The sequence below is a fragment of the Lysinibacillus capsici genome (assembly GCF_020217405.1).
GTDB lineage: Bacteria > Bacillota > Bacilli > Bacillales_A > Planococcaceae > Lysinibacillus > Lysinibacillus capsici.
This window is the reverse complement of sequence record NZ_CP084108.1, coordinates 1206833-1233197: the sequence shown is the minus strand read 5'-3', so window position 1 is coordinate 1233197 and position 26365 is coordinate 1206833. Positions and strand designations below refer to the sequence as shown.

General features: G+C 38.3%; 24 protein-coding genes. 4 read left to right on the top strand and 20 right to left on the bottom strand.

The window, feature by feature from the left end:
- Window positions 1-158: 158 nt before the first annotated feature.
- From dapA to LCP48_RS05780, 5 genes are all read right to left on the bottom strand, one after another.
- Window positions 159-1058 carry a 4-hydroxy-tetrahydrodipicolinate synthase gene (dapA, locus tag LCP48_RS05800; protein WP_004224954.1) on the bottom strand — a complete coding sequence of 300 codons (900 nt, stop codon included), beginning with the start codon at window positions 1056-1058 and terminating at the stop codon, window positions 159-161.
- Window positions 1059-1071: 13 nt separating this feature from the next.
- Window positions 1072-2109, bottom strand: a complete 1038-nt coding sequence (locus LCP48_RS05795) for an aspartate-semialdehyde dehydrogenase (protein WP_004224956.1) — start codon at window positions 2107-2109, stop codon at window positions 1072-1074.
- 82 nt (window positions 2110-2191) lie between these two features.
- Window positions 2192-2782 (bottom strand): dipicolinate synthase subunit B, encoded by a 591-nt coding sequence (locus tag LCP48_RS05790; protein WP_004224962.1) that lies wholly within the window; start codon window positions 2780-2782, stop codon window positions 2192-2194.
- Complete coding sequence (locus LCP48_RS05785; RefSeq protein WP_004224963.1) at window positions 2776-3555, bottom strand: NAD(P)-dependent oxidoreductase; 780 nt, start codon at window positions 3553-3555, stop codon at window positions 2776-2778. The genes LCP48_RS05790 and LCP48_RS05785 overlap by 7 nt, the downstream gene beginning before the upstream one ends.
- A gap of 9 nt (window positions 3556-3564) precedes the next feature.
- Window positions 3565-3828, bottom strand: coding sequence for a YlmC/YmxH family sporulation protein (locus LCP48_RS05780; RefSeq protein ID WP_004224966.1), 264 nt, complete (start codon window positions 3826-3828; stop codon window positions 3565-3567).
- Window positions 3829-3970: 142 nt separating this feature from the next.
- On the opposite strand from LCP48_RS05780, the gene LCP48_RS05775 reads away from it, so the two are divergent.
- From LCP48_RS05775 to LCP48_RS05760, 4 genes are read left to right on the top strand one after another with little or no spacing between them, the layout of a single operon-like run.
- Entirely contained in the window at window positions 3971-4348 is a 378-nt protein-coding gene (locus LCP48_RS05775) for a GntR family transcriptional regulator (protein ID WP_004224968.1), read from the top strand.
- A 1-nt stretch (window position 4349) separates the two neighbouring features.
- On the top strand, window positions 4350-5192 hold the full coding sequence (locus LCP48_RS05770) for an ABC transporter ATP-binding protein (protein ID WP_004224974.1): 843 nt from the start codon (window positions 4350-4352) through the stop codon (window positions 5190-5192).
- Window positions 5193-5194: 2 nt separating this feature from the next.
- Window positions 5195-5821 carry an ABC-2 transporter permease gene (locus tag LCP48_RS05765; RefSeq protein ID WP_009371162.1) on the top strand — a complete coding sequence of 209 codons (627 nt, stop codon included), beginning with the start codon at window positions 5195-5197 and terminating at the stop codon, window positions 5819-5821.
- 10 nt (window positions 5822-5831) lie between these two features.
- Window positions 5832-6446, top strand: a complete 615-nt coding sequence (locus LCP48_RS05760) for an ABC-2 transporter permease (RefSeq protein ID WP_004224983.1) — start codon at window positions 5832-5834, stop codon at window positions 6444-6446.
- A gap of 250 nt (window positions 6447-6696) precedes the next feature.
- On the opposite strand, the gene LCP48_RS05755 is transcribed toward LCP48_RS05760, so the two are convergent.
- From LCP48_RS05755 to LCP48_RS05685, 15 genes are all read right to left on the bottom strand, one after another.
- Window positions 6697-7920, bottom strand: a complete 1224-nt coding sequence (locus tag LCP48_RS05755) for a M16 family metallopeptidase (RefSeq protein ID WP_004224986.1) — start codon at window positions 7918-7920, stop codon at window positions 6697-6699.
- A gap of 89 nt (window positions 7921-8009) precedes the next feature.
- Window positions 8010-10124 carry a polyribonucleotide nucleotidyltransferase gene (gene pnp, locus LCP48_RS05750; protein ID WP_004224987.1) on the bottom strand — a complete coding sequence of 705 codons (2115 nt, stop codon included), beginning with the start codon at window positions 10122-10124 and terminating at the stop codon, window positions 8010-8012.
- 751 nt (window positions 10125-10875) lie between these two features.
- Entirely contained in the window at window positions 10876-11397 is a 522-nt protein-coding gene (locus tag LCP48_RS05745) for a DoxX family protein (protein WP_004224988.1), read from the bottom strand.
- Between the two features lie 437 nt (window positions 11398-11834).
- Window positions 11835-12104 (bottom strand): 30S ribosomal protein S15, encoded by a 270-nt coding sequence (rpsO, locus tag LCP48_RS05740; protein WP_004224992.1) that lies wholly within the window; start codon window positions 12102-12104, stop codon window positions 11835-11837.
- 174 nt (window positions 12105-12278) lie between these two features.
- The gene (ribF, locus tag LCP48_RS05735) at window positions 12279-13226 is read right to left on the bottom strand and encodes a riboflavin biosynthesis protein RibF (protein ID WP_004224996.1); all 948 of its coding nucleotides are present in this window, start codon (window positions 13224-13226) and stop codon (window positions 12279-12281) included.
- 12 nt (window positions 13227-13238) lie between these two features.
- Window positions 13239-14150, bottom strand: coding sequence for a tRNA pseudouridine(55) synthase TruB (truB, locus tag LCP48_RS05730; RefSeq protein WP_225340772.1), 912 nt, complete (start codon window positions 14148-14150; stop codon window positions 13239-13241).
- A gap of 113 nt (window positions 14151-14263) precedes the next feature.
- On the bottom strand, window positions 14264-14605 hold the full coding sequence (gene rbfA, locus LCP48_RS05725) for a 30S ribosome-binding factor RbfA (RefSeq protein ID WP_004225003.1): 342 nt from the start codon (window positions 14603-14605) through the stop codon (window positions 14264-14266).
- A 77-nt stretch (window positions 14606-14682) separates the two neighbouring features.
- Window positions 14683-14961 (bottom strand): DUF503 domain-containing protein, encoded by a 279-nt coding sequence (locus LCP48_RS05720; RefSeq protein WP_004225006.1) that lies wholly within the window; start codon window positions 14959-14961, stop codon window positions 14683-14685.
- Complete coding sequence (gene infB, locus LCP48_RS05715; RefSeq protein ID WP_004225009.1) at window positions 14961-17243, bottom strand: translation initiation factor IF-2; 2283 nt, start codon at window positions 17241-17243, stop codon at window positions 14961-14963. The genes LCP48_RS05720 and infB overlap by 1 nt, the downstream gene beginning before the upstream one ends.
- A 14-nt stretch (window positions 17244-17257) precedes the next feature.
- On the bottom strand, window positions 17258-17566 hold the full coding sequence (locus LCP48_RS05710; protein WP_004225011.1) for a YlxQ family RNA-binding protein: 309 nt from the start codon (window positions 17564-17566) through the stop codon (window positions 17258-17260).
- Entirely contained in the window at window positions 17563-17841 is a 279-nt protein-coding gene (gene rnpM, locus LCP48_RS05705) for an RNase P modulator RnpM (RefSeq protein ID WP_004269250.1), read from the bottom strand. Before rnpM ends, LCP48_RS05710 begins: the two co-directional genes overlap by 4 nt.
- A 136-nt stretch (window positions 17842-17977) precedes the next feature.
- Window positions 17978-19117 (bottom strand): transcription termination factor NusA, encoded by a 1140-nt coding sequence (nusA, locus tag LCP48_RS05700; protein ID WP_004269251.1) that lies wholly within the window; start codon window positions 19115-19117, stop codon window positions 17978-17980.
- 24 nt (window positions 19118-19141) lie between these two features.
- Complete coding sequence (gene rimP / locus LCP48_RS05695) at window positions 19142-19618, bottom strand: ribosome maturation factor RimP (protein WP_004269252.1); 477 nt, start codon at window positions 19616-19618, stop codon at window positions 19142-19144.
- Window positions 19619-19953: 335 nt separating this feature from the next.
- Entirely contained in the window at window positions 19954-24285 is a 4332-nt protein-coding gene (locus tag LCP48_RS05690) for a PolC-type DNA polymerase III (RefSeq protein WP_004269253.1), read from the bottom strand.
- Between the two features lie 268 nt (window positions 24286-24553).
- The gene (locus tag LCP48_RS05685; RefSeq protein ID WP_202341655.1) at window positions 24554-26260 is read right to left on the bottom strand and encodes a proline--tRNA ligase; all 1707 of its coding nucleotides are present in this window, start codon (window positions 26258-26260) and stop codon (window positions 24554-24556) included.
- Window positions 26261-26365: the final 105 nt, after the last annotated feature.

Below are 26365 nucleotides of genomic sequence, written 5' to 3'. Positions count from 1 at the left end.
TTGCTTATTACTAGCAGATGGAAAACAAAAATTGGCTATCCTGTATAAATAGAGCTAAATAAGTATTTGTAAGGACGACAAGTTACAAATTTGGTAAATACTTTTTATTTTATAAAATATAAAAAACGAGGCTGAAATGCTATCAGCCTCGCTGCTATTTATCTAAAACTTTTCGCTTTTTCTTGATACGTATCCCAAATTCGGTCAAAATTAGCTTTCTCTTCATCTGTCATTTCCATCATCGGCAAACGAACATTGAGTGTATCAAATCCTAATTTTGTCATCGCATATTTAATCGGTGAAGGGTTGGGTTGAGCGAACAGCGCACGTACTAAAGGTAATAAGGCTCTGTGAATTTGGGCTGCTAGCTGATGATTTCCTTCTTCAAACGCTTTAATCATTAATTGCATATCATTGCCTACCACATGGGCAGCTACAGAAATAACACCTGCTCCGCCAATGGCCATTAGTGGGAGTGTTAAACCATCGTCCCCACTATACACTAAGAAATCATCAGCTGGATCAACATTCTCAATAACATCACCCATCTGATCTAAGTTACCGCTCGCTTCTTTAATCCAAGCAATATTAGGAATCTTGCTTAAGGCAACAGAAGTTTCATAGGCAACATTGACCCCAGTACGCCCTGGAACATTATAAAGCATAACAGGGAGATTCGTTTGTTTAGCTATGGTTTCAAAGTGAGCATAAATCCCACGTTGATTTGGCTTATTATAGTAGGGAGCTACAAGCATAATGCCGTCTGCTCCGTTTTCTTCTGCCTTATGTGTCATTGCGATAGAGTAAGCTGTTTCATTATCCCCAGTACCTGCAATAACTGGTACGCGACCTGCTACCTTCTCAACTGTAAAGCGTACAACTTCAATTTTCTCTTCTGTAGACATAGTTGGGTTTTCAGACGTCGTTCCACAAGCAACAATACAATCAGTACCATTGTCTATTAAATGATTAATAATACGTTCTAGTTCTGGATAATTAATCGTGCCATCATTTTTGAACGGCGTAATCATTGCCGTTCCAATTCGACCTAAATTCATCCTTACACCCCTCTTATAGTAAGTTATCCTCAAGCATTGCTTCTGCAATTTGGATAGAGTTTAATGCGGCGCCTTTTAATAAATTGTCAGAAACGATCCATAGATGGAACCCTTTGCTGTTGTCTAAATCTTGACGGATACGTCCTACAAAAGTAGCGTCTTCCCCTTCTGCATAAATAGGCATTGGGTAAGTTTGTGTTGCAATATCATCTTGTAATACCACACCTGGTGCATTGCGTAATACTTCGAAAATCTCTTGGATTGACGCTTCTTTCTCTACCTCAATATAAACAGATTCAGAGTGACCTGAAACGACTGGCACACGAACACAAGTAGCAGCTACTTTTAGCTCTGGTGCATGCATGATTTTTTTCGTCTCATTAATCATTTTCATTTCTTCGTATGTAAATCCATTATCTGTGAATTTATCGATTTGTGGAATGACATTACGAGCAATTGGGTAATGACGTTTATCACTACCAGACGGTAAAATATTTGCTTCTACATCTTTACCTGCATCCCAGTTTTCGCTTTGTGCCTTTAATTCTTGAATCGCAGAAATCCCCGCACCTGATACTGCCTGATAAGTTGAAACGATTACCTTTGTTAAACCAAATGCATGACGAATTGGTTCAAGTGCAGCTACCATTTGAATTGTCGAGCAGTTTGGATTCGCAATAATTCCCTTATGCTTCGCTAAGTCGCCTCGATTTACTTCAGGCACGACAAGCGGTACCTCTGGATCCATACGAAAATGGCTCGTATTATCAATAACTACTGCACCACGCTTAGCTGCTTCTGGTGCAAGCACAGCTGATACTGAACCACCAGCTGAGAATAAAGCGACATTGACGCCTTCGAAAGCCTCAGGTGTCGCTTCTTCAATTGTATATGTTTCCCCATTAAATTCGATTGATTTTCCTGCTGAACGAGCAGAAGCTAAAAATTTAATATGTCCAATCGGAAATTTACGTTTAATCAACTGCTCCATCATTTTCGATCCTACTGCACCTGTTGCCCCAACAACCGCAACTGTTAACTGCTTTGTCATCTGTCATCTCTCCTTGAATACATGTTCCATAATGTGTGCTATTGTATCACAAAAATACTGAAAATTGTGTGTAATCTCTTATTTATTTGAAATATTGTATCAACAGCGGTTGTAATTGCTTTTTCTGCGTAATTGCTGCATGAACAGTATCCACCATTTGCTCAAAATCAGCAATTAAAGAATTTGGTTTGGAGTGAGGGGCATCCTGACCAAAGGGAATAAAATATATATTTTTGGCATTTAACAGTTTCATAATATTTATGCCATTTAAGCCTAGTGCATCGTTTGTGGAAATACCTAAAACTACAGGCGAACCATTACGCAAAGTTGCCTTTGCTGCCATTAACACAGGACTATCTGTTGCTGCATTAGCAAATTTACTTATGCTATTGCCTGTCATGGGGGCTATGACCATTGCATCTAATGGATTGGATGGGCCAAATGGCTCCGCCTCTTTTATAGAAGAAATAACTTTTTCTCCTGTCAAAGCTTCTATTTTGGCAATCCACTCTTCACCTGTACCAAAGCGTGTAGCTGCATGTAAAACGGAATGGGTAATGATTGGAATAACTGTTGCTCCGACATCAATAAAATTTTGGATTTTAGGTACTACATCTTCATACGTACAATGAGAAGCAGTAATACCTAAGCCAATTCGTTTCCCCGTTAACAATTTTCTTCCTCCTCTATTGCCTTGCACAATATTGTAGCAGCATCATGTGCAAAGTATTTCCCAGGCAATGATGGCAATAGTACATATGTTTGTAATTGATCAGAATCTATATCTAAACATCCTGGCTCTGATGCCAAGTCATATAAAACAGTTGGAACATGCTCTATAAATGACTCTGTAATCCATTTAGCAGGAATTGTATTAATAAAAATGCCATCTGTAATAGACCATTGGCGATCATCTAAATTCGTGGCTTTATAACCATATGCTTTTGCTTCACTCACTTGTACAACTGAACGTGCAACAATATGAACATTCGCTCCCATCTTAACTAGTAAAGAGGCGAGCATTTTTGCAATGCGACCAAAACCTGCGATTGTGAAATTTTGTCCGTAAATACATTTTTGCTCGAGTCCGTAAAACGTGGCGATAAATCCCTCCGCTGTTAATCGAGCATTTTGCCAAATAAATGATTCTTGTTGTAAATAGCAAATAGATTCATTTTTCTCTAGTAATTGCTTCCAATGCATTGTTAATCGACCCGTATAAAATTTCACTTGTGATATACCATAGAGCTGCTCAACTTCTATTTTTAATGGAAGAATAGGTAATACGATTTTATTAGGCTGGAATTCTAAAACAAGTTTATTTAACTCTTCGTTCCATACGGTCGTTCTTTTATAAAATACTGTTCTCGATGGACTTCTTAGCATTGTAGCTAGTTCCTTTAATCGGGAGTCCTCACCGATAACAAGCCATTTTTCGTTTTCCAAAAGCTCACCTCACTGTAAATATTCTGACTGTACTGTTGATGTCTTATTAAATAAAATACGATCTTCACCAATTAAAATAATTTCGTGCCAAGGTATCATTTCACTAACTTTCATTTTCTTTTTTTGGAATGGTAGTTTATCTTTCACAATTTCAAAACCATGTATTTTCCCTGTTTGCACATCTAATAGGCATTCTGTATGTGCCAGGATGCCAAAATGTACGCCACCCTCAATTTGAATTAACTCCTTATCCACCATCTCAGATAGTAGCATGCCTCATCTCCCTCCTTGAGCCGTTACCTCAATATATGCGGACTTTTTGCAAATCGTGACCCCTACCTAAAGTACGAATATGTTGCATTTTCACCGCCTTCTGTATATAGTGTATATATACAGTTATAAGAGGTGATGATTTGTGCATATCCATTTAAGTAATGCGAGTGAAAAACCTATTTATGAGCAAATCACCATACAGCTCAAAGAGGCTATTTTAGCTAATAAATTACAGGCAGGTGATGCACTACCTTCTATCCGCGCTTTAGCAAAGGATTTAAAAATAAGTGTGATGACCACTAAACGTGCCTATGCTGATTTAGAGCGAGATGGTTTCATTGAAACAGTCGCTGGGAAAGGGAGCTTTGTCACAGAACGAAATCAAGACTTTCTACGTGAGGAGCTATTACGGCAGGTAGAGGGGCACTTGCAAAAGGCAGCAAAAATAGCGAAAACCGCTGGACTTTCTAGTGAAGAATTACAAGAACTACTATCTTTAATGTTAGAGGAGGATAAGTAATATGAATGCCATTGAAATTCATGATCTACATAAGGGCTTTGAAGGCTTTTTTCTAAAAGATATAAGTTTTTCCGTCCCTCAAGGCACTGTAATGGGTTTTGTTGGAGAAAACGGGGCTGGCAAATCAACAACGATAAAATGCATGCTGAATTTAATAAAAAAAGAATATGGCGAAATTTTGCTATTTGGCAAAGATCATGTCGAACACGAACTATCGATAAAAAACGACATCGGCGTTGTATTTGACGATTTACATGTACCCGAAACGCTAAATGCGACGCAACTCGACAAAATTATGAGAAAAGTATTTCAAACATGGGATTCAGACTATTATTTTGAAAGATTAGCTCAATTTAAGGTGCCAAAGAGGAAGAAGATTAAGGAACTATCACGAGGAATGAGGATGAAGCTATCAATTGCCTTAGCATTGGCACATCATCCAAAATTATTGATTTTAGATGAGCCAACAAGTGGATTAGACCCTATTATTCGGGATGAAATTCTGGATTTATTTTTAGCATTTATGCAGGACGAAACGCACAGCATTTTATTTTCTTCGCATATTACAAGCGATTTAGAAAAAATTGCTGACTATATTACGTTAATTCATAATGGTGAGATTTTATTGAGCGAGAGTAAAGATGCTCTATTATATGAATATGGTATTTTCAAAGGTAACAGTGAGGAAGTAAACGACTTGCCAGAGCATGCGATTCTAAGAACCCGTCCTGGCGCGTTTGGAATAGAAGCATTAGTTCTGAAAAATGAAGTAAATGAGGCTTTCAGACTTGAAAGACCTTCTATAGAAGATATCATGCTATTTTTCGTGAAAGGTAGTGTTTAAATATGGTAGGACTTATCCTAAAAGATTTAATGACCATTCAACGACAAATGAAAGCACAAGCATTTGTTCTTATATTTCTTCTTGTGATGGCGATTTTTATGCAGCAAAGCGCAATGCTTCTAGCTGTTATTGTTTTTATTGTTACAATACAAGCGATAACTGCCCTTAGCTACGATGAACAAAGTAAGTGGGATAAATACGCTAATACTTTACCAATTGCTAAAGCGGATATCGTTTTTAGTAAATATATACTCAGTGTAATGTTAATGATTTTCGGACTTGTTATGGCATTACCTATCCTATTTTTCATCAATTTTTTTACCAATAACGACATTACTTCAGAATTTTTCCTAACGTTTAATTTGATCGTAACATCGGCGCTCTGTTTATTAGCCGTATTACTACCTATCTATATTAAATTTGGCTCTATTAAAGGAAGAATAGTCCTCATAGCGTTTTGTTTTATCCCTGGCTTCTTAACGGGGATGTTTAAAGAATATATCCCTGATATGACTCAAAAGTTTTTATATTTAAAGCAATATGTCTATTTAGCACCTTTGGGCGGGCTAATACTGCTCTGCCTCTCCTCTCTAGTTTCTACTGCTATTTATAAAAGAAAAGAGTTTTAGGAGGGATCTCATGCGAGCACTGTTGTTACAAAGAATTGTCGTACAAAAATGGACTATTCTTTTTACAATGACGATATGTGTACTTCTTCATTTTGTACATTTACCTTTTGTAGATAGTCCTTCTATCGGATTATTTGTTGTCGTTATTTCAGCCAACATCGTAGATAATCTATATAGAGGCGACCGTCAAGTAAAATGGACAATGTATGTCAATACGTTACCTCTATCAAAGAAAACACAATTGCAATCCGATTTTTTATTTTGCTATGGCCTTATTGCATTGCTCTTTATTATCCTTGCGCCTATGTATTTCTCACAACCTGATGCATCTGAAAATTTTATCGAGCATCTTGCTATGTACTTTGCTTATATAAGTAGCGCCTCTTTCCTCATCTGTAGTCAATTTTATATTCAGTATCTTGATGAAACAGAGGGAATGCGAACGGTTAGAATGCTTACAGCTATTGTGCTTATCATTCTGCTGAATTTTGTTATTCATTACTATTTATCACTAGTAGCTGCAAATTTAATTATCTTACTCATACCAACACTGGTTAGTATCCTCATCACTTTTCTTGTGTTTCACAAATGTCTTTATTTATATATGGCAAAGGAAATTTGCTAAACATTCATCAAAAAATAGGCTGCCTTATTTGGCAGCCTATTTTTAATCGTGTTGAATAACAAAACAAAAGGAATGGCTTTCCGTTGCAGGCTACTTGCTTTCCTACGTGCATGCAGAGCCGCTTCCTTCGCTACCTCTCCGTTTAGAGGCTGACATGTCTCGCTATCCCACGGGAGTCAAGTACCTTCCGCGCACCCCGTAAAGTGTTACCTTTTATAGCTGGAACAAATGCTATCTTATTAAAATATCTTTATTCGCTAGGACCTATGATTGAGATAGCTGGTTCTGCTTTTAAAATTTTAGCGATCAGCCGATCCACCGACTCCATCGATACGGCATCGATCGATTTAAGAACCTCGTCTACTGTTCGATGCTTGCGATGGACAAGTTCACTTGTTCCATTACGATTCATACGAGCCCCAGTACCTTCTAGCCCAAGGACAAAGCTGCCTTTAAGCTGCTCTTTCGCATTATCAAGCTCCTCCTCTGTCACACCACCCGCTACAATATCTAATAAAGTAGCATCGATCGTGTGCTGAAGCTGTGCTAATTGCTGTCGACTAGTACTACCATAAATCGTAAAAGCACCTACATCGGCATAACATGATTGATAGGAAAAAATAGAATAGGCTAGCCCACGTTCTTCTCGTACTTCCTGAAACAATCGAGAACTCATATTCCCGCCAATAATATTGTTAAGCGCAATAAAGCTATACATATCTGGATCTTTTACACCGATTGCTGGATAGGAAATCGCGACGTGTGCCTGCTCTGTATCGCGTATTTTTGTAATTTCTCCTGGATAAAATGAAGGGTTTGTCAGCACAGGTGCCATAGCATGTGGTGAAGGTTGATAGTGACCAAATAAATCTTCAATCGTTTGCATAAGCTGAGATGAAATATTACCTGCAATAGAAATTACAACGGATTCTGGCCCATAATGTTTATCCATGTATTGTCGTATAGCAGCTGCTGTAAATGTCTTTAATGTAGCAGCAGTGCCTAGTATTGGACGACCGAGTGCATCATTCGGATACATGACACCCCACAGCTTCTCATGAACATCGTCATCAGGAGCATCTTCGCTCATTAAAATTTCTTCTAATACTACTTGTCGCTCTTTTTCTAATTCTTCTTCCGCAAATGTAGAATTGAAAAACATATCTGCTAGTATAGTGACCGCAAGCTCCGCATGATGATCTAAAACTTTAGCATAGTAACATGTATTTTCTTTCGATGTGAAGGCATTTAGCTCTCCACCGATTCGATCAAATTCTTCAGCAATTTGACGAGCTGAACGAGTTGTTGTCCCTTTAAACAACATATGCTCAATAAAATGTGTAATACCATTCTCTTCAGGTAGCTCGTAGCGAGAGCCCGCATTCACAAAAATGCCTAATGCCACTGATCTTACATGATCAATTTGCTCTGATACAATACGAACACCATTCTGACATGTATGTACTTGAACCAAACTATCTCCCCCAATTATAAAAATCCTCTACTTTTCTTCTTGCTACTATCGAAAAAGGCTGCGCAATTTACGCAGCCTTTTAATCGATATTATTTTTCTTGTTCAGCGCGCTCTTTTTCCTCTTGAATTACTACTTTGCGAGATAAATTCACACGACCTTGCTTGTCGATTTCAATCACTTTCACAAGTAATTGATCGCCAAGTTTTAAGACGTCCTCCACTTGCTTTGTACGTTCCTCTTGAATTTCAGAAATGTGAAGCAAGCCATCTTTCCCTGGGAAGATTTCGCAAAAGGCGCCGAATTTTTCAATACGTTTCACTGTTGATAAGTAGTATTCCCCTACTTTTGCTTCACGTACGATATCTTCAATAATTTGTTTTGCACGTGCATTCATAGCTTCGTCAGCAGAAGAAATATAGATTGTACCATCTTGCTCTGTATCAATCTTAACGCCCGTTTCTTCAATAATTTTATTAATTTGTTTACCACCTGGTCCAATTACATCGCGAATTTTATCAGGATTAATTTTTACAATAACAATTTTTGGTGCAAACGCAGATAATTGTTTACGAGGCTCTGGCAGTGTAGCAAGCATTGATTCTAGAATATGCATACGTCCAACTTTTGCTTGTGTCAGTGCTTCTTCTAAAATATTGCGAGATAAACCGTCAATTTTTATGTCCATTTGTAGAGCTGTTACACCTTTAGCTGTACCAGCAACTTTAAAGTCCATATCGCCTAAATGGTCTTCCATTCCTTGAATATCCGTTAAAATAGAATAATGTTCACCTTTTTTAATAAGACCCATTGCAATACCTGCAACTGGTGCTTTTAATGGGACACCTGCATCCATCATGGCTAATGTAGACGCACAAATAGAAGCTTGAGATGTTGAACCATTTGATTCAAGTACTTCTGATACACAACGAATTGTATAAGGGAAGATCGATTCATCAGGAATTACTGCTTCAAGTGCACGCTCACCTAACGCACCATGACCAATTTCACGACGACCTGGCCCACGGATTGGACCCGTTTCCCCTACAGAAAATTGAGGGAAGTTATAATGGTGCATAAAGCGTTTTGACTCTTCCACACCCAAACCGTCAATAATTTGTACATCACCAAGCGCACCTAATGTACAAATAGAAAGTGCTTGTGTTTGTCCACGTGTAAATAAACCTGAACCATGTGTACGTTGTAATAAGCCTGTTTCAGAAGAAAGTGGTCGGATTTCGTCGAGCTTACGACCATCTGGACGAATCTTATCTTCCGTGATTTGACGGCGTACTTCTTCTTTTACCATCTTGTCAAGAATTGTGTACACTTGTTTCATTGTTTCGTCATCTGCTTCTTGCTCTTCGTAGGAAGCGATAACACGCTCTTTAACAGCTTGAATTGCCTCATCACGAGCATGTTTCTCTGCCGTTTGAATTGCGTCATGCATATCAGTCTCACAAGCTGCTTTTATATCGGCTTGAATTGCTTCGTCAATTTCAAATAGTGTCACTGGTAACTTTTCTTTACCAACCTCTGCCACAATTTGCTCTTGGAAAGCAATGATTTTTTTGATTTCTTCATGACCGAACATAATTGCTTCTAACATGATTTCCTCTGGTACTTCAAGTGCACCCGCTTCAACCATATTGATAGCATCTTTGTTCCCTGCTACAGATAAATGAATTGTTGAGCGATTCGATTGCTCTACTGTAGGGTTTACAATGAATTCTCCATCAATATAACCAACTTGTACACCTGCTATTGGCCCATCAAATGGAATATCAGAGATCGCTAATGCTAATGATGAACCAACCATTGCTGCCATTTCAGATGTACAGTCAGGATCATTTGACATAACCATAGAAATAACTTGTACTTCATTACGGAAACCATCCGGGAACATCGGACGAATCGGACGGTCGATTAAACGGCTTGCTAAAATCGCCTTTTCAGATGGACGTCCTTCACGCTTAATAAAGCCGCCAGGAATTTTACCTGCAGCATATAGACGCTCTTCATAGTTGACTGTTAATGGGAAGAAATCAAGTGGTTTAGGTGATTTTGACATTGTTGCTGTAGCAAGTACAGAAGTATCGCCATAGCGTACTAATGCGGCTCCGTTTGCTTGTTTTGCTAACTGTCCTACTTCAATTACAAGTGGACGGCCAGCCCATTCATAGGAATAGACTTTCTTTTCGTTCATTCAATGAACCCCTCTCTATTATAAAAACACTTACTTCGTCTGTATGTACTAATAGTAAGTGTACCAAAAATGCTTGTTCTATGCTAAATAATATTTCATGAAATAATCATACATTTAAATTCAGTTATTGCCAATTTATTTAAGATTTATTTCTTTATTTTATTGAAAAAGCATTTTTGGTATATGGATTTTTTTATATTGATTCCTTCTTGACGAAAAGTAATGTATGTAAATGGAAATAACTGCTTCGCTAACATTAGTTTTTCACGTACAAGTTTAAACAATAGACTTATTATAACATGGAGCTTATCATACAACATCCTATAAGGTAAAAGAAAGTCGGATCATCATGGAAAGTTAGTAAGTCAGGCAAATAATAGTCGGATATACATAGTGTTGAAGAACAAAATCATCAATAAAATTTTTGTGAAAGTTGCGTAAGCGAGTATCGGACGCCCAGTGGAATGGAAATCACCCCATCACCTTGCAAGAAGGGCTTTTCTGCTAGTAACATTTCTTTTCTCAACAACATGAATGAGGCTGGGACAAAAGTGTTTTAGCCAACAAAAAAACCGAACTATCCACTGAAATGCTCACGAAGTGTTTCGGAATAGTTCGGTTTTTCTAGTTATCATGTTTTGTTAATTTAGAGACTATTCGGCTTTAAGAAGGTCCCACTTAGTTATGTCCCAGCCTCATATTCAGCTAATGAGTAGTCTCCTAATATAATATAAGATATGTAAAACGTTTATTATGTAATTTTAGAAACAGGTTGAACAACTTCTTTTTTCTTATTTCTCGCCATCTTTTCACCTATGATAGGCATAATGAAGCGGTCAAGCCCGAATTTTCCAGCATTGTAACCAGCAATGGCTATAAAGATTGCAAGTAAAATATCCCAAGGGTTGCTAGATATAGTACCTGCCATTAAGAAGGCAAAATTCATGACCATACCGAAAAATGCAGCATATGTCGTTAAGCATCCCAAAATTAATCCTAGCCCTACTAAAAACTCTCCCCAAGGCACCAGAATATTAATTAGCTCAGCATTTGGCAAAGCAAATGATTCAATAAACTTTACATACAGTGGGTATGCGAGCTCTTCTCCACTTGTCACTGGATTTGCAATAGCATTGGCTAAAAAGCCAGATGCATCAAAGCCATTAAACAGTTTTCCCCAACCTGCTGTAAGCCAATGCCAGCCTAAATAAACACGAATAACTGTTAAAATACCTGCAACAATATTATTCTCTCTTAATAATTGGTTAAACATCCTACTCACCCTTCTAAATGATTTAGTTTACATTTCACCAACTATTATTTTCTAACCCATAGCCATCGTTTACGAGTATCCAATGATAGCATTTAGATTGTATGATTGACGCTTATGTACCAATTGTCTTGTTGAGCCTCTACCCTATAATTTGCTGGATTGTATTTCATGAAATATAATAGCAATCTAGCCTTCAATTTATCTACTTCAATTACACTTGCAAATGATGAACGCAATGACTATAAATGGGCTGTGAAATGTGATTAGAATATATCACCCTTTTATCAAGTATCAAATCATTTTTATCTATCGTTCATCGTAGTGTAAAAAAGTTATGGCTTATTGTTGAACAAAATTAACAAGATTATCTCAAAAAAAAGACTGTAGACAAACATCAGTTTGTCTACAGTCTAATATAGGATTACTTTTGCTATTAATTAGCGACGTAAGCCTAAACGGTTGATTAATTCACGGTAACGTTGTACGTCTGTTTCACGAAGGTATTTTAATAAGTGACGACGACGACCTACCATTTTAAGAAGACCACGCTCAGAGTGGAAATCTTTTTTGTGAGTACGTAAGTGAGTATTTAGAGCATTGATTTCCTCTGTTAATACTGCAACTTGTACTTCTGGTGAACCAGTGTCACTTTCGTGAGTACGGTACTCAGCGATAATTTCGTTTTTACGTTCTTTTGTAATAGCCATTTGTATGGACCTCCTAAATTATAATTAATCCCCATTAGCACAGTAAACGTTGGAGTCATCGATATACCGAGCTAAGGTTAAGCATTTATGCACTTATGAATATTACCATAAATCACATAGTCAAGCAAGTAAAACGTCGACTTGGCTAATGTGACTACAGTAATGAAGTACTTCTTATAGCTGGTTAAAGTAACGGATTGCTTCTTGTTTATCCTTTTCAATTTGTGTTTTCAAGGCCTCAATACCATCGAATTTCCGTTCACTTCGTATACGTTTATACCATGCCACATGTACTTCTTCACCGTAGATATTTTTATCAAAGTTTAAAATATGGACTTCAATCGATAATTGCTTATCATTTGGATCTTTGAAAGTTGGCTTATAGCCCACGTTGCAAACACCATCATACCAGTTATTTTGTACAAGCAGACGAACAGCATAAACACCACTAGCTGGAATAAACGTTCCTTCTAATGCTTGGACATTTGCAGTAGGGAAACCAATAGTACGACCACGTTTATCACCATGGACAACAATCCCATTGATTTCAAACGGTCTCCCTAATAAAACTGTTGCTTCTTCCATATCGCCTTCTTGTAATAGCTTGCGTATACGGGTAGAGCTGATTTTCTCAACATCATCTGTTTTCTTCTCAACAATTGTAACGCCATAATCACCATTACTTAATAAACGCATATCTTCCATTGTTCCCTTACCAAATGCTCCAAACGAATAATCGAAGCCAGCTGTCACATGCTGAATATTTAACCCACGGATAAATGTATCAATAAATGCCGCTGGTGAAAGTTTGGCAAAATCTGAAGTGAAGTGGACAACGAATACCGTATCCACACCCTGTTCTTCAAACAGCTGTAATTTCTGTTGTAAGAGTGTAATATAAAAAACCTTTTCGTTACGTCCACCAAGGACTAATGAAGGATGTGGATCGAATGTCATCACTGCAGTTGGAATTTGTCGCTTGTTGCCCTCTTCCTTAGCTGCCTTGATAACTGCTTGATGCCCTCTATGTACACCATCGAAAAAGCCAAGAGCTAATGAATACGGCTGCATGCTTTCTCGTTGCTGTAATTGATGTGGGTATTTTAAATGAATGACCTCCATTGAAAAATCCTCCTACTCTATCGTCGGAAACATCTTATGTGGCTTCATCAAACCATCCTTTGTTGGGTGAGCTTGATAAACCGCAACTGCCTTTCCATTGATTCCATACACAATTTTATCATGACTATTTAATAATGCATCTGCTGGAAGCACTTGTCCATTGAAAATTTCTTTTTCATTGGCATTCGTAATCTCAATATATGGATAGTCTGCTAATGCATACTCGACAGGTAAAATACAGGTAGCTACTTGCTCAGCCTCCATTAGTTCAGCAACCTGCCCTAACGTAAAACAGTTTTCCCGTGTAAAAGTACCCGAAGCAGTTCGTACAAGCTCTTTCATATGCGCTGGATAGCCAAGAGCCTCACCAATTTGCACAGCTAATGTTCGAATATATGTCCCTTTACTACAAGCGATACGTACTGGAAATGTGATTTCTTGCCCCTCATAATGTGCTAGCTCATCAAGTAGCTCTAAATCATAAATTGTTACTTGGCGAGTTGGTCTTTCAACACTTTCACCTTTTCGCGCATATTCATAGAGGCGCTTCCCATTAACTTTTACTGCTGAAAACATGGGTGGTGTTTGTTCAATAACTCCAGTCAATGAAGCTAAAACCTCTAACAACTGTTCACGAGAAAATTTTTTTATCGTAAGATCTTCTTCAACGGTTTCACCTTCTGCATCCTCGGTTGTCGTGGTACGACCGATTGAAATGATTGCTTCATAGGTTTTCCCTGCGTCAGTTAAATATTCTGCTATTCGAGTTGCTTGGCCAATACAAATTGGTAGTACGCCCTCAACACCTGGATCCAGTGTACCTGTATGCCCAACTTTTTTTGTCCGCAAAATTTTGCGTAATTTAAAGACACAATCATGGCTTGTCATGCCTCTTTCTTTCCAAAGCGGTAAAATACCGTTCATATAGCTCCTCCCAAATTGCCTACTCTATAATTTATTTACTCATCGGCAATATAACCTTTTCCATAGATAAAAAGTCTGCCTGCATAAACATGCATGTGGCAGACTTTTTTAGCTTATTCTTTGTGTAAATCTCTAAGCAATGAATCAATACGGTTCCCATATTCAATCGATGAATCAAATTCAAAGATTAATTCTGGTGTACGTCGTAAACGAATGCGTGATCCGATTTCAGAGCGAATGAAGCCCGAAGCTTTTACTAAAGCTTTAAGCGTTTCCTCTCGTTCACGTTCATTGCCTAAAGATGTAATATAAATTGTCGCTTGCTGTAAATCACCCGTTACTTCAACACCTGTAACAGTCACAAAACCAACACGCGGATCTTTTATTTTACGGCCAAGTATATCACCAAGCTCCTTTTTCATTTGCTCGGCAACACGGTTTGAACGTAGAGACATAATTTGTCACCTCTATTTCGATGTACAGATAGTTGCTATTTTATTGCGGTGCATGCTTCTCAACTATCTACTGTTACTTATAAATAATCTCGCCACACATTAAGCTGTTCCCATGACGGATTTGACTGTAAATAATGGAGCGCGTGATTAATTTCCCGTTCAGCTGCTTCTTTTGATGATGAAACAGCAACAAGTGCTAATTTCGTTCGCTGCCATACATTTTGATGGTCAATTTCCGCAATTGAAACGTTAAATTTCTGCTTTGTGCGGGTAATCATACGCTGTAAGACAGCACGTTTTTCCTTTAACGAATGGGCAGTTTGAATGATAAATTCAACCTCTGCATACACGATCATTAGGCGCGTTTAATCTCTTCCATAATATAGGCTTCAATAATATCGCCTTCTTTAATATCGTTGAAGTTTGTAATTGTAATACCACATTCGTATCCTTTTGCCACTTCTTTTACTTCATCCTTGAAGCGTTTAAGCGTATCTAACTCACCTTCGAAAATAACGACATTATCGCGGATCACACGTACACCTGAATCACGTGTTACTTTTCCTTCAGTTACATATGAACCAGCAATTGTACCAACTTTTGATACTTTAATTGTTTGACGAACTTCTGCTTGACCAATAATTTTTTCTTCAAATTCAGGATCAAGCATACCTTTCATTGCTTGTTCAATCTCTTCAATTACTTTATAGATAATGCGGTGTAATCGAATATCTACGCCCTCTTCTTCTGCAGCACGTTTTGCGTTAACATCCGGACGGACGTTAAATCCAATAACAATCGCATTAGAAGCTGCTGCAAGAGAAATATCAGATTCGGTAATAGCTCCAGCACCTGTGTGAATAATTTTCACATTTACGCCTTCCACATCAATTTTCATTAGGGAGGCTGCCATTGCTTCAACAGTACCTTGAACGTCAGCTTTCACAATTAAGTTAAGCTCTTTCATTTCGCCTTGGCTCATTTGTTCAAATAAGTTATCAAGCGTTACACGTTGTTTTTCTGAACGTTGTGCTTGAATCGCTGACATTGCTCTTGTTTCCCCAACTTGGCGCGCTGTTTTTTCGTCTTCAAAGACAACGAAACGGTCACCTGCTTGAGGTACATCATTTAAACCTGTAATTTCAACTGGAGTTGATGGACCAGCTTCTTTTACACGACGACCTTTATCATTTACCATCGCACGTACACGACCATACGTATGACCTACAACGATTGGGTCACCTACTTTTAATGTTCCATCTTGTACTAAAAGCGTAGCAACCGAGCCACGACCTTTATCAAGCTGCGCTTCGATTACTGTTCCAAGTGCTAAACGTTCTGGGTTTGCTTTAAGCTCTCCAACTTCAGCTACAAGTAAAATCATTTCTAACAATGTATCAATGCCTTCACCTTTTAACGCTGAAATTGGAACGAAAATTGTATCTCCACCCCATGCTTCAGGAACTAAGCCATGTTCTGTTAATTCTTGCATCACACGATCTGGATTTGCCGATGGTTTATCCATTTTATTCACAGCCACAATAATTGGTACTTCAGCTGCCTTGGCGTGATTAATCGCTTCTACTGTTTGTGGCATAACACCATCATCAGCAGCTACAACTAAAATTGTTAAATCCGTTACTTTTGCACCACGTGCACGCATTGTTGTGAAAGCCGCATGTCCTGGTGTATCAAGGAATGTAATTTTCTTGTCGCCTTCTGTAACTTGGTATGCACCAATATGTTGTGTAATACCACCAGCTTCTCCTGCTGTTACTTTTGTATGACGAATAGAGTCTAATAAAGTTGTTTTACCATGGTCAACGTGACCCATAATTGTTACAACTGGCGGACGTTCTGATAAATCTGCCTCGTTTACTTCTTCTGTTTGCTCGAAGTGTGTTTCTAAATCCGTAATATCTACACGAATTTCCTCTTCCACTTCTACACCATAGTCTGCGCAAATTAATTCAATTGCATCCTTATCTAATTCTTGGTTAATTGTTGCCATTACGCCAAGCATGAATAATTTTTTAATGATTTCAGATGGCTCACGGTGTAATTTTTTTGCTAATTCTGCAACTGATAATGATTCAACAAAAGTAATTTTTTCTGGAAGTTCCTTTTGTTTCACTGGAATTGATGGTTGATGCGTTTTTGGATGGCGACGTTTGCCTCCGTGAATCCCTGGTTTTGGACGTTGGTTGTAACCACCGCCACCTCTACGATTATTATTGTTATTATTATTATTTTGTGTCATATTTCTATTTTGATTACCTTTTGTATTCTTAGATTTTTCGTTAGACGAATTTGAGTTTTGCTGTGCATGTTGCTGATTGTTTGCTTTTGGCTTAGAAGTAGCAGATTGCTGCCTTTGTCCTTCTTGCTTTTTCACCGAATGCTGTGGTTTTTGCTGGCCATTTGATTGAGGTTTTTGTGCCATATTTTGAGTTGATTGTTTTGCTACATTTTTTTCAGGTGTTGCTTTAAATGTTTGATTTAACTTTGCCACAGCGTCTTTTTCCAACATAGACATATGGTTTGTTACACTCACATTTAATTTACTTAGTGCTTCAATAACCTCTTTACTCGTTTTATTCACTTGCTTCGCATATTCATGAACTCTGATTTTGGTCATCTGCTCACCCCCGATTAGTTTTCGTTGAGTAGACTAGACAATTTACTTGCAAAACCTTTATCGGTAATCGCTAAAGCCACTCGGGCCTCCTTACCTGTAGCATGTCCTAGATCATATCGATCTCCAATTACATGATACTCAACGTTGTAGTACGTGCACTTATCTTGAATTTTTTTACTAGAGTTTTTAGAAGCATCGTTTGCAAGCAGTACTAGTTTAGCATTGCCATTGCGGACTTCCTTTACTACTAACTCTTCTCCTGAAATCACCTTACGTGCTCTTGCTGCGATTCCAAGCAAATTAAATATTGCTTGATTTATCATAAAATTGACTCCCTACGAATCAGCAAAATAAGTTCCTCGTATATTTCTTCAGGAATTTTCACATCAAGTTGGTGCCCTAATACATTTTTCTTACGCGCAAGGTCAACTGCCTGCTCTGATTTAGAGACATAGGCACCACGCCCAGGCTTTTTCCCGGAGACATCTACACTTACTTCGCCCTCTTTCGAACGAACAACACGTATCATCTCTTTCTTTGGTAGCATTTCTCCAGTTGCTACACATTTACGAAGAGGTACTTTTTTGTTTACAGCCATAAGAATCACCATTCCTCTCTGAAGCTTGTCGTAAGAGGTGGACAAGTCATGCTCTACTTGACGCTCTGACAGTATTCAGTCGGCGTAGGGGGCCCACTGAATACTGTCAGCTAACTTGTCACACGGGCTTTCTTACTTATTCTTCGTCGTCTTGATATAAGTCAACTGCTACATCATCAAAATCACTTTCTTCATCATCAGCAGGGATGAAAGTGCTTGTAGCCGAAGGATAAATACCTAATTCACGAGCATCAGTCTCACTCTTAATATCAATTTTCCAGCCAGTAAGCTTCGCTGCTAGGCGAGCATTTTGCCCACGTTTACCGATAGCTAGAGATAATTGATAGTCTGGTACAACGACTGTTGTCGACTTTTCTTCTTCATTCACTTGTACATCTAATACTTTTGATGGGCTTAATGCATTAGCTACAAATATAACTGGGTCTTCAGACCATTCTACGATATCAATTTTTTCACCATTTAGTTCATTGACAATCGTTTGTACACGAGCTCCCTTTGCCCCAACACATGAACCAACTGGATCCACTTCCTCATTATGAGCGAAAACAGAAATTTTAGAGCGATCTCCAGCTTCACGTGCGATTGATTTAATCTCTACAATACCCTCATAAATTTCAGGTACTTCCATCTCAAATAATCGACGTAATAAACCAGGATGTGTACGAGACACAATCACTTGAGGTCCACGAGTTGTACGTTCCACTTTTGTAATATACACTTTAATACGATCATGTGGATGGTAAGATTCACCTTGGATTTGTTCATTAACAGGCAATGCTGCTTCTACTTTCCCTAAACCTACATAGATATTACGAGCATCTAAACGTTCAACAACGCCAGTTACGATATCATCTTCACGATCTACGTACTGCTCATAAATTAAACCTCGTTCCGCTTCACGTACACGTTGTGTAACTACTTGCTTTGCTGTTTGTGCAGCAATGCGTCCAAAGTTACGCGGTGTTACTTCCTGTTCCACGATGTCCTCTAGCTGATAGGCTGGATTAATGACTTTTGCATCTTCTAAAGAGATTTGCAAACGATCATCTTCTACCTCTTCCACAACATCTTTACGTGAAAATACACGAATTGAGCCCTTATCTAAATTTAAGTCTACTCGAACATTTTGTGCTTGGTTAAAGTTGCGTTTGTAAGCTGTAACTAATGCCGCTTCAATGGCTTCGATTAACACATCTCTTGAAATTCCTTTTTGTTCTTCTAGCGCATTCAGCGCATCTAACAAATCACTACTCATTTTGTTTTCACTCCTAAATATGCTTTATGCTGAAAAATCAATGGCAAGTCGTGCCAATGCGATTTTTTCTTGTTCAATTGTTACTGTTATTTTACGTGTTTTAATACGCACTTCCATCACTAATGTATGTTCATCGTATGACGTTAAGTAGCCTTGGAATTCCTTCATGTCCTTGATGGGCTCATAGGTTTTTACATAAATAAACTTGCCAACTGCTTTGACAAAATCTGTATCTTTTTTTAATGGACGTTCCGCTCCAGGCGAAGAAACTTCTAAATAATAGTTTTGTGTAATTGGATCTTTTTCATCCAATAACAAGCTTAGTCGTTCACTCACTTGAGCACATTGATCGATGTCAATTCCACCCTCAGGTGTATCAACATAGACACGTAAAAACCAGTTTCGTCCTTCTTTTACGAACTCAATATCCACTAGCTCAAGATTTAACTCATCCACAATTGGTTTAGCGAGCTCTTCAATTAAAGATGGTACTTTGCTCATTATTTCCTCCTGTATTTATCAAATTCTAGCGTATGAATTGTTCATCACTATCAAGATAACGCAGTGATGCACCATAATAAAACAGAAATTCCACCAGTTGCTTTGGTGAAATTTTACGGTCTTACCTGCTGTTAGTCAAAATTTGTTTTGCTACGGTTAAACAACAGAAAAGAGCGGGTATGCCCCACTCTTTTGCTGGAAAAATATCAACAAATTATTACCATAAGAATAGCACAGTTCTCGACACAATGCAAATTTCCTTCATTATAGATAACCATATTGTGTCAGGAATTTGAATTTACATTGTGACCTTTCAATGCAAAACAATTGCAATACTAGAATAGCGATAACTGATTAGCATCAGGCATGCCTTCTAAACAACCAAGCTGGTCCATGTATTCAATAAGTGTTTTGGAAACACGACCACGTTGTTGTAAATCTTCCTTGGATAAAAACTCTCCCTCTTCACGAGCAGCTACGATCGTTTTCGCCACGTTGGTTCCAAGACCCGGAATTGCATCGAACGGAGGGATGAGTGAATTCCCATCAATGACAAACTCACTAGCTTGGGAACGATATAGGTCAACCTTTTGGAAACTCATACCTCGCTCACACATTTCCAATGCAAGCTCCAGCACCGTTAATAAGTTTTTCTCTTTAGTGGAGGCATCTAAGCCCTTCATATTGATTTCATCAATCCGTGCTCGAATCATTTGCGATCCTTGCACCATTGCAATTAAATCAAAATCATCTGCTCGAACTGTGAAATACGCTGCATAATAAAGGATTGGAAAATGTACCTTGAACCAGGCAATTCTTACTGCCATTAGCACGTATGCTGCGGCATGGGCTTTCGGGAACATGTACTTTATCTTTTTACAAGATTCAATATACCAACCTGGTACTTTATTGGCGAGCATCTCGGCTTCAAATTCTTCTGATAATCCCTTCCCTTTACGAACAGATTCCATAATTTTAAAGGCTAGTGACGGCTCTAGACCTTGATAAATTAAATACACCATAATGTCATCACGACAACCAATTACTTCTTTTAGCACACATGTACCGTTTTGAATTAGTTCTTGTGCATTCCCTAGCCATACGTCTGTTCCATGGGAAAGTCCAGAAATTTGTACAAGCTCCGAGAATGTCGAAGGTTTCGTATCTTCTAGCATTTGACGTACAAAACGCGTACCGAATTCTGGTATACCTAATGTCCCTGTCTTACAGCCAATTTGCTTTTCCGTAACGCCTAAAGATTCAGGAGAACTAAAAATTTTCATGACGACAGGATCATCGGTCGGGATTGTTTTAGGATCGATTCCCGATAAATCCTGTAACATTCTGATCACCGTTGGATCATCGTGTCCAAGTATATCTAGCTTTAAAATATTGTCATGAATAGAGTGGAAATCAAAATGGGTTGTACGCCATTCTGCATCCTGCGCATCTGCAGGGAATTGCACTGGAGAAAAATCATAAATGTCCATATAATCTGGAACAACAATAATTCCTCCAGGGTGTTGCCCAGTTGTACGTTTTACTCCTGTACAGCCTTGAACTAAACGATCAACTTCTGCTCCTCGAAAATGTAAATTATGATCACTTGCATAGCCTTTCACATAGCCATATGCTGTTTTCTCGGCCACGGTACCAATTGTTCCAGCACGGAATACATAATCCTCACCAAATAGCACCTTTGTATAATTGTGTGCTTGAGGCTGATATTCACCCGAAAAATTCAAGTCGATATCTGGTACCTTATCACCTTTGAAACCAAGGAAGGTTTCAAATGGTATGTCTTGTCCATCTTTTTTATAAGGTGTTCCACATTCCGTACAGTCTTTATTTGGTAAATCGAAGCCTGAGCTGACAGATCCATCATCAAAAAACTCGGAATGTTTACAACTAGGACAAATATAGTGAGGAGGTAATGGGTTAACCTCTGTGATTTCCATAAAAGTGGCTACTAATGAGGAACCGACCGAACCACGTGACCCTACCAAATAGCCATCAGCTAATGATTTTTTCACTAGCTTGGCAGAAATTAAATAAATTACACCAAAACCGTGTCCCAAAATCGATTTTAACTCTTTTTCAATTCGAGCTTTCACAATTTCCGGTAACTCCTCACCATAAATACGATGGGCCATTTCATAAGTTAAATTGGTTACTTCATCATCAGAACCCTCAATTTTTGGTGTATATAGGTCATCCTTAATCGGTTTAACGTCCCCAATACTTGCAGCTACTTTTTGAGCATTCGTCACAACCACTTCTTTCGCAAGATCCGGTCCTAAAAAATCAAATTCTTTCAGCATTTCATCAGTTGTTCTAAAATGGACTTCTGGTAGCTTAGAACGATTTAAAATATTTGCTCCACCTTGTGAACCAATAAGTATTTGCCTAAACATCCCATCTGTCGGATCTAAATAATGAACATTTCCAGTTGCAACAACAGGTTTATCTAGCTTCTTCCCGAGTTTAACAAGTTTACGGATAATATCTTCTAATGTCCATTCATCACGTACAACATTGCGTTCGATTAATGGTGCATATACAGCCTTCGGTTGCACCTCAATATAATCATAAAAACGAGCGACTTTCTCTGCTTCCTCTGGAGACTTATTCATCATTGTTTCGAATACTTCACCATTACTGCAACCTGATCCAACTAATAAACCCTCACGATATTGTTCAAGCACAGCGCGTGTCACCCGGGGAACACGATAGAATGTTTTTGTATGAGAGTGTGAAACGATTTTAAATAAGTTTTTTAAACCTGCATTATCTACCGCTAAAATTGTACAATGCATAGGTCTACCTTTTTTATAAGCATCCCCACCACCAATATGCTTGTTGAAGTCATCATGGTATTTAATAGCTAGCTCATCAGCATCCTTTAATAGCTGCAGCAGTAGATATCCTGTCGCCTCTGTATCATAAATTGCTCGGTGATGCTGTGTTAATTCAATATTGAATTTTTTACACAGTGTATTCAAGCGATGGTTTTTCATTGTAGGATAAAGCAATCTTGCTAGCTCTAATGTATCAATGACAGGATGGACTGTGTCTTCAAGACCAAATTTTTTATAGCCTGTATATAGGAAGCCTATATCAAATGATGCGTTATGAGCGACAACGATTGCATCTCCAATAAAGGCATGAAATTCTTTAATGACCTGCTCTACCTCTGGTGCATTTCGAACCATATCATCCGTAATACCTGTTAATTCAATGGTAGTAGCCGAAAGTGGATGATGTGGATTTGCAAAACTTTCATATTTATCAATCACTTGTCCATCTTTAATTTTAACTGCAGCCAATTCAATAATGGTATCATATGCCGTTGATAGCCCTGTCGTTTCTACGTCAAAAACTACATACGTTGTGTCTGCCAATAAACGATGCTCTGGAGCATAGGCAATTGGTACACCATCATCCACTAAATTTGCTTCCAGACCATAAATAATCTTAATGCCATGTTTTTTGCCCGCTGCATATGCTTCAGGGAAAGATTGCACCACCGCATGATCTGTAATAGCTATTGCTGGATGCCCCCACTTTGCAGCTTGAGCAACAAGCCGATCAACAGGTGTAACAGCGTCCATTTGGCTCATTGGTGTATGCAAATGTAACTCAACACGCTTTTCACCCTCTGGTGCTAAATCTTGTCGTGTTTCTTTTTTGATTTCATTAATATCATTCGCCATGACGATTAAATCACGAATAAACGTATCGGTTTGAACAGAGCCTCGAACTTTAACCCACATGCCCTTTTTCAGATGTTGCATTAACTCAGCATCATCATTGTCACGAGAAAACATTTTAACAATGATGGAATCTGTATAGTCGGTAATTTTGATTTGTAATAAGGAGCGTCCACTTTTTAATTCTTTTATTTCCGTATCAAAAACAAATCCTTCAATAATAACACGGCGTTCTTCTTCAACAATCCGTTTAATTTCCATGATTTCATCATCTTTAATATGCATCCCAAGTTGGAATGGACGGTCGCCAAGGTTGGCCAGTGCCGGATTGTCTTTCTTCTCTTGCTCACGCTTTTGGAAATCTTGCATCGCTTGCTGTGCCAGAGCCACTTCTTCCAGACGTTTCTGCTCCATAAATGCTTCTTGTGCCGCGATCATTTCTTCCGTTTCTTCTTGTAGCACAAAGTCGATTGCCATACGAGGGAAACCAAATTGACCATAGCTTTCTGCTAGTTTGTCCGCATACTTCGTTTTGAGCATCATAAATTCCATTTCCTGCATACAGGATAAAGTCATTTTTTGGCCGTTCCACGTTGGTATTTGGGTGATGAGACAATTTTTAAGCGTTGGAGCCATCTCATCAATTTGTTCCACAACATTTAGCCAGTACGCCTGCACCAGTTCCTCTGTGACATTTTTTTCTAATGTTTCAAATGTTGTATTAACTTGTGCAATCGCTGAAAATTTCTCTGTCAAATGCGTACGGAAAAGCTGATATAACGGAAACGGTAATATATCCTTTAACTTAATTGTGAAATGCCAAAGTCTATCCTTTTTATGAACTGTCAGGCGTGATAGTTCACCTTCCTCAAAAAATGACATATATACATCATCTGTTAACTCTAGTTGTTGCAAGAGCATTCGAAGTCTCATTCTTGCCTCTTGTTGCTGTTCCAATCTAATGACACCTACTTTCAGAAAGAGGCAATTTCTTTAGCCTCATGTTCTAATTCGTCTCAAACGCATGATGAATTCAAGAAAAAAATTCGCTCCCACACTGCGGGCGCTCTTCAAGTTTAACAGATATTTTACCATCTGTTGTTGCTTGCTTGGCTCACTGTCCCGCAGAAGTGTCGCGAATTATTTATATCTATCTTATCAAAATTATACGAAAGCCTCTATTAAAAGCATCCAATTCTAATGATCACCAATTTTTAGCTCGTCATTAATTTTTACGGAAAAATTCATTCAGGCGATCAATTACTTCTTCTTTTTTCCATTCAAATGTTTCACCCGTTTGACGGAATTTCACTTCTACAATACCTTCTGTTGCTTTTTTACCAACAGTTACTCGAACAGGTAAACCAATTAAATCAGCATCAGCAAATTTTACACCCGCACGTTCAGGACGATCATCTAGTAACACATCATAACGGTATGATTTTAATAAGCCATAAAGCTCCTCTGCTAATGCCACTTGTGCCTCATCTTTTGTGTTAACTGGCACAACATGAATATCATACGGCGCTAATTGTGTTGGCCATGTAAAGCCATTGTCATCTTGGAAGTGCTCCGCTACAGCAGCTAGAATACGAGAAACACCAATACCATAGCACCCCATAATAAATGGTTGAGCCTTACCTTGCTCATCTAAGAAAGTACCATTCATTTTAGCAGAGTATGTAGTACCTAATTTGAAAATATGACCAACCTCGATACCTTCTGCAAACTTAATGTTACCTTGTCCATCAGGAGAAGGATCTCCCTCTTGAATAAAACGAATATCTAAATAGTCATTAACTGCAAAATCACGCTCTGGGTTAACATTGACTAAATGGAATCCATCTTCGTTGGCACCTGCAATACCATTACGGATAGATTTAATAGCATGGTCTGCTACTACTTTTACGTCTACTGGTAATTTCACTGGACCAATTGAGCCAATGCCACATCCTAATAATTCTTGAATCGCTGCTTCACTTGCAAGTTCCACAGATCCTGCATCAAGTGCATTTTTCAATTTGATATCATTAATTTCATGATCCCCACGAGCAAGGACTACAACAAGCTCTCCATCTACATCAAAAACTAGAGATTTGATGACATTAGCAGGTTCTACATTTAAGAATGCTGAAACATCTTCAATTGTTTTTTGCTCTGGTGTTGCTACTTTTTCTACATCTTTTAAAGCTTCATCAGATGGTTGATAGTCAACAATTACTTCAGCCATTTCGATATTTGCTGCATAATCAGAAGTATCTGAGTACGCAATTGTATCTTCCCCAATTTCAGAAAGGACCATAAATTCATGTGTTCCTTTACCGCCAATCGAACCTGCATCTGCAATAACAGCACGGTAGTTTAAGCCGAGACGGGAGAAAATATTAGAATAAGCACGATACATATCTTCATATGTTTCATCTAAACTTTCACGTGATGCATGGAAAGAATAAGCATCCTTCATGATAAATTCTCTTCCTCGCAGTAAGCCAAAGCGAGGACGTTTTTCATCACGGAATTTCGTTTGAATTTGATACAATGTTAGCGGTAATTTTTTATATGATTTAATTTCATCACGGACTAAAGTTGTAATGACTTCTTCATGTGTTGGCCCTAATGCAAAATCACGGTCATGTCGGTCTTTTAAGCGCATTAATTCAGGTCCGTATTTTTCCCAGCGACCTGATTCCTGCCATAGCTCAGCAGATTGTAGAGATGGCATTAGTAGCTCAATGGAGTTAATAGCTTCCATTTCTTCTCGAATAATTGTTTCAATTTTTGTTAGCACACGTTTTGCAAGCGGTAAATACGAGTATACCCCACTTGTATTTTGACGAATAAACCCTGCACGTAGTAATTGCTTATGCGATTTTACCTCAGCATCAGCAGGTACTTCACGTAACGTTGGGATAAATGTTTTACTTTGCTTCATTCAGTGTTCCACCTTTTTCAATAGATAAGTTTATACTCTCAATAGCATAAACAAATTTAGCTTTGAGCGCAATGTTTCATCGAAATTGCGCTCAAAGCTAGGAAA

Coding starts and splice junctions, on each gene's coding strand:
- dapA (WP_004224954.1), bottom strand. CDS start 1,058: ATGAATTTAGGTCGAATTGGAACGGCAATGATTACGCCGTTCAAAAAT.
- LCP48_RS05795 (WP_004224956.1), bottom strand. CDS start 2,109: ATGACAAAGCAGTTAACAGTTGCGGTTGTTGGGGCAACAGGTGCAGTA.
- LCP48_RS05780 (WP_004224966.1), bottom strand. CDS start 3,828: ATGCTACTATCTGAGATGGTGGATAAGGAGTTAATTCAAATTGAGGGT.
- LCP48_RS05770 (WP_004224974.1), top strand. CDS start 4,350: ATGAATGCCATTGAAATTCATGATCTACATAAGGGCTTTGAAGGCTTT.
- LCP48_RS05765 (WP_009371162.1), top strand. CDS start 5,195: ATGGTAGGACTTATCCTAAAAGATTTAATGACCATTCAACGACAAATG.
- LCP48_RS05760 (WP_004224983.1), top strand. CDS start 5,832: ATGCGAGCACTGTTGTTACAAAGAATTGTCGTACAAAAATGGACTATT.
- pnp (WP_004224987.1), bottom strand. CDS start 10,124: ATGAACGAAAAGAAAGTCTATTCCTATGAATGGGCTGGCCGTCCACTT.
- LCP48_RS05745 (WP_004224988.1), bottom strand. CDS start 11,397: ATGTTTAACCAATTATTAAGAGAGAATAATATTGTTGCAGGTATTTTA.
- rpsO (WP_004224992.1), bottom strand. CDS start 12,104: ATGGCTATTACAAAAGAACGTAAAAACGAAATTATCGCTGAGTACCGT.
- ribF (WP_004224996.1), bottom strand. CDS start 13,226: ATGGAGGTCATTCATTTAAAATACCCACATCAATTACAGCAACGAGAA.
- truB (WP_225340772.1), bottom strand. CDS start 14,150: ATGAACGGTATTTTACCGCTTTGGAAAGAAAGAGGCATGACAAGCCAT.
- rbfA (WP_004225003.1), bottom strand. CDS start 14,605: ATGTCTCTACGTTCAAACCGTGTTGCCGAGCAAATGAAAAAGGAGCTT.
- LCP48_RS05720 (WP_004225006.1), bottom strand. CDS start 14,961: ATGATCGTGTATGCAGAGGTTGAATTTATCATTCAAACTGCCCATTCG.
- infB (WP_004225009.1), bottom strand. CDS start 17,243: ATGACCAAAATCAGAGTTCATGAATATGCGAAGCAAGTGAATAAAACG.
- LCP48_RS05710 (WP_004225011.1), bottom strand. CDS start 17,566: ATGATAAATCAAGCAATATTTAATTTGCTTGGAATCGCAGCAAGAGCA.
- rnpM (WP_004269250.1), bottom strand. CDS start 17,841: ATGGCTGTAAACAAAAAAGTACCTCTTCGTAAATGTGTAGCAACTGGA.
- nusA (WP_004269251.1), bottom strand. CDS start 19,117: ATGAGTAGTGATTTGTTAGATGCGCTGAATGCGCTAGAAGAACAAAAA.
- rimP (WP_004269252.1), bottom strand. CDS start 19,618: ATGAGCAAAGTACCATCTTTAATTGAAGAGCTCGCTAAACCAATTGTG.
- LCP48_RS05685 (WP_202341655.1), bottom strand. CDS start 26,260: ATGAAGCAAAGTAAAACATTTATCCCAACGTTACGTGAAGTACCTGCT.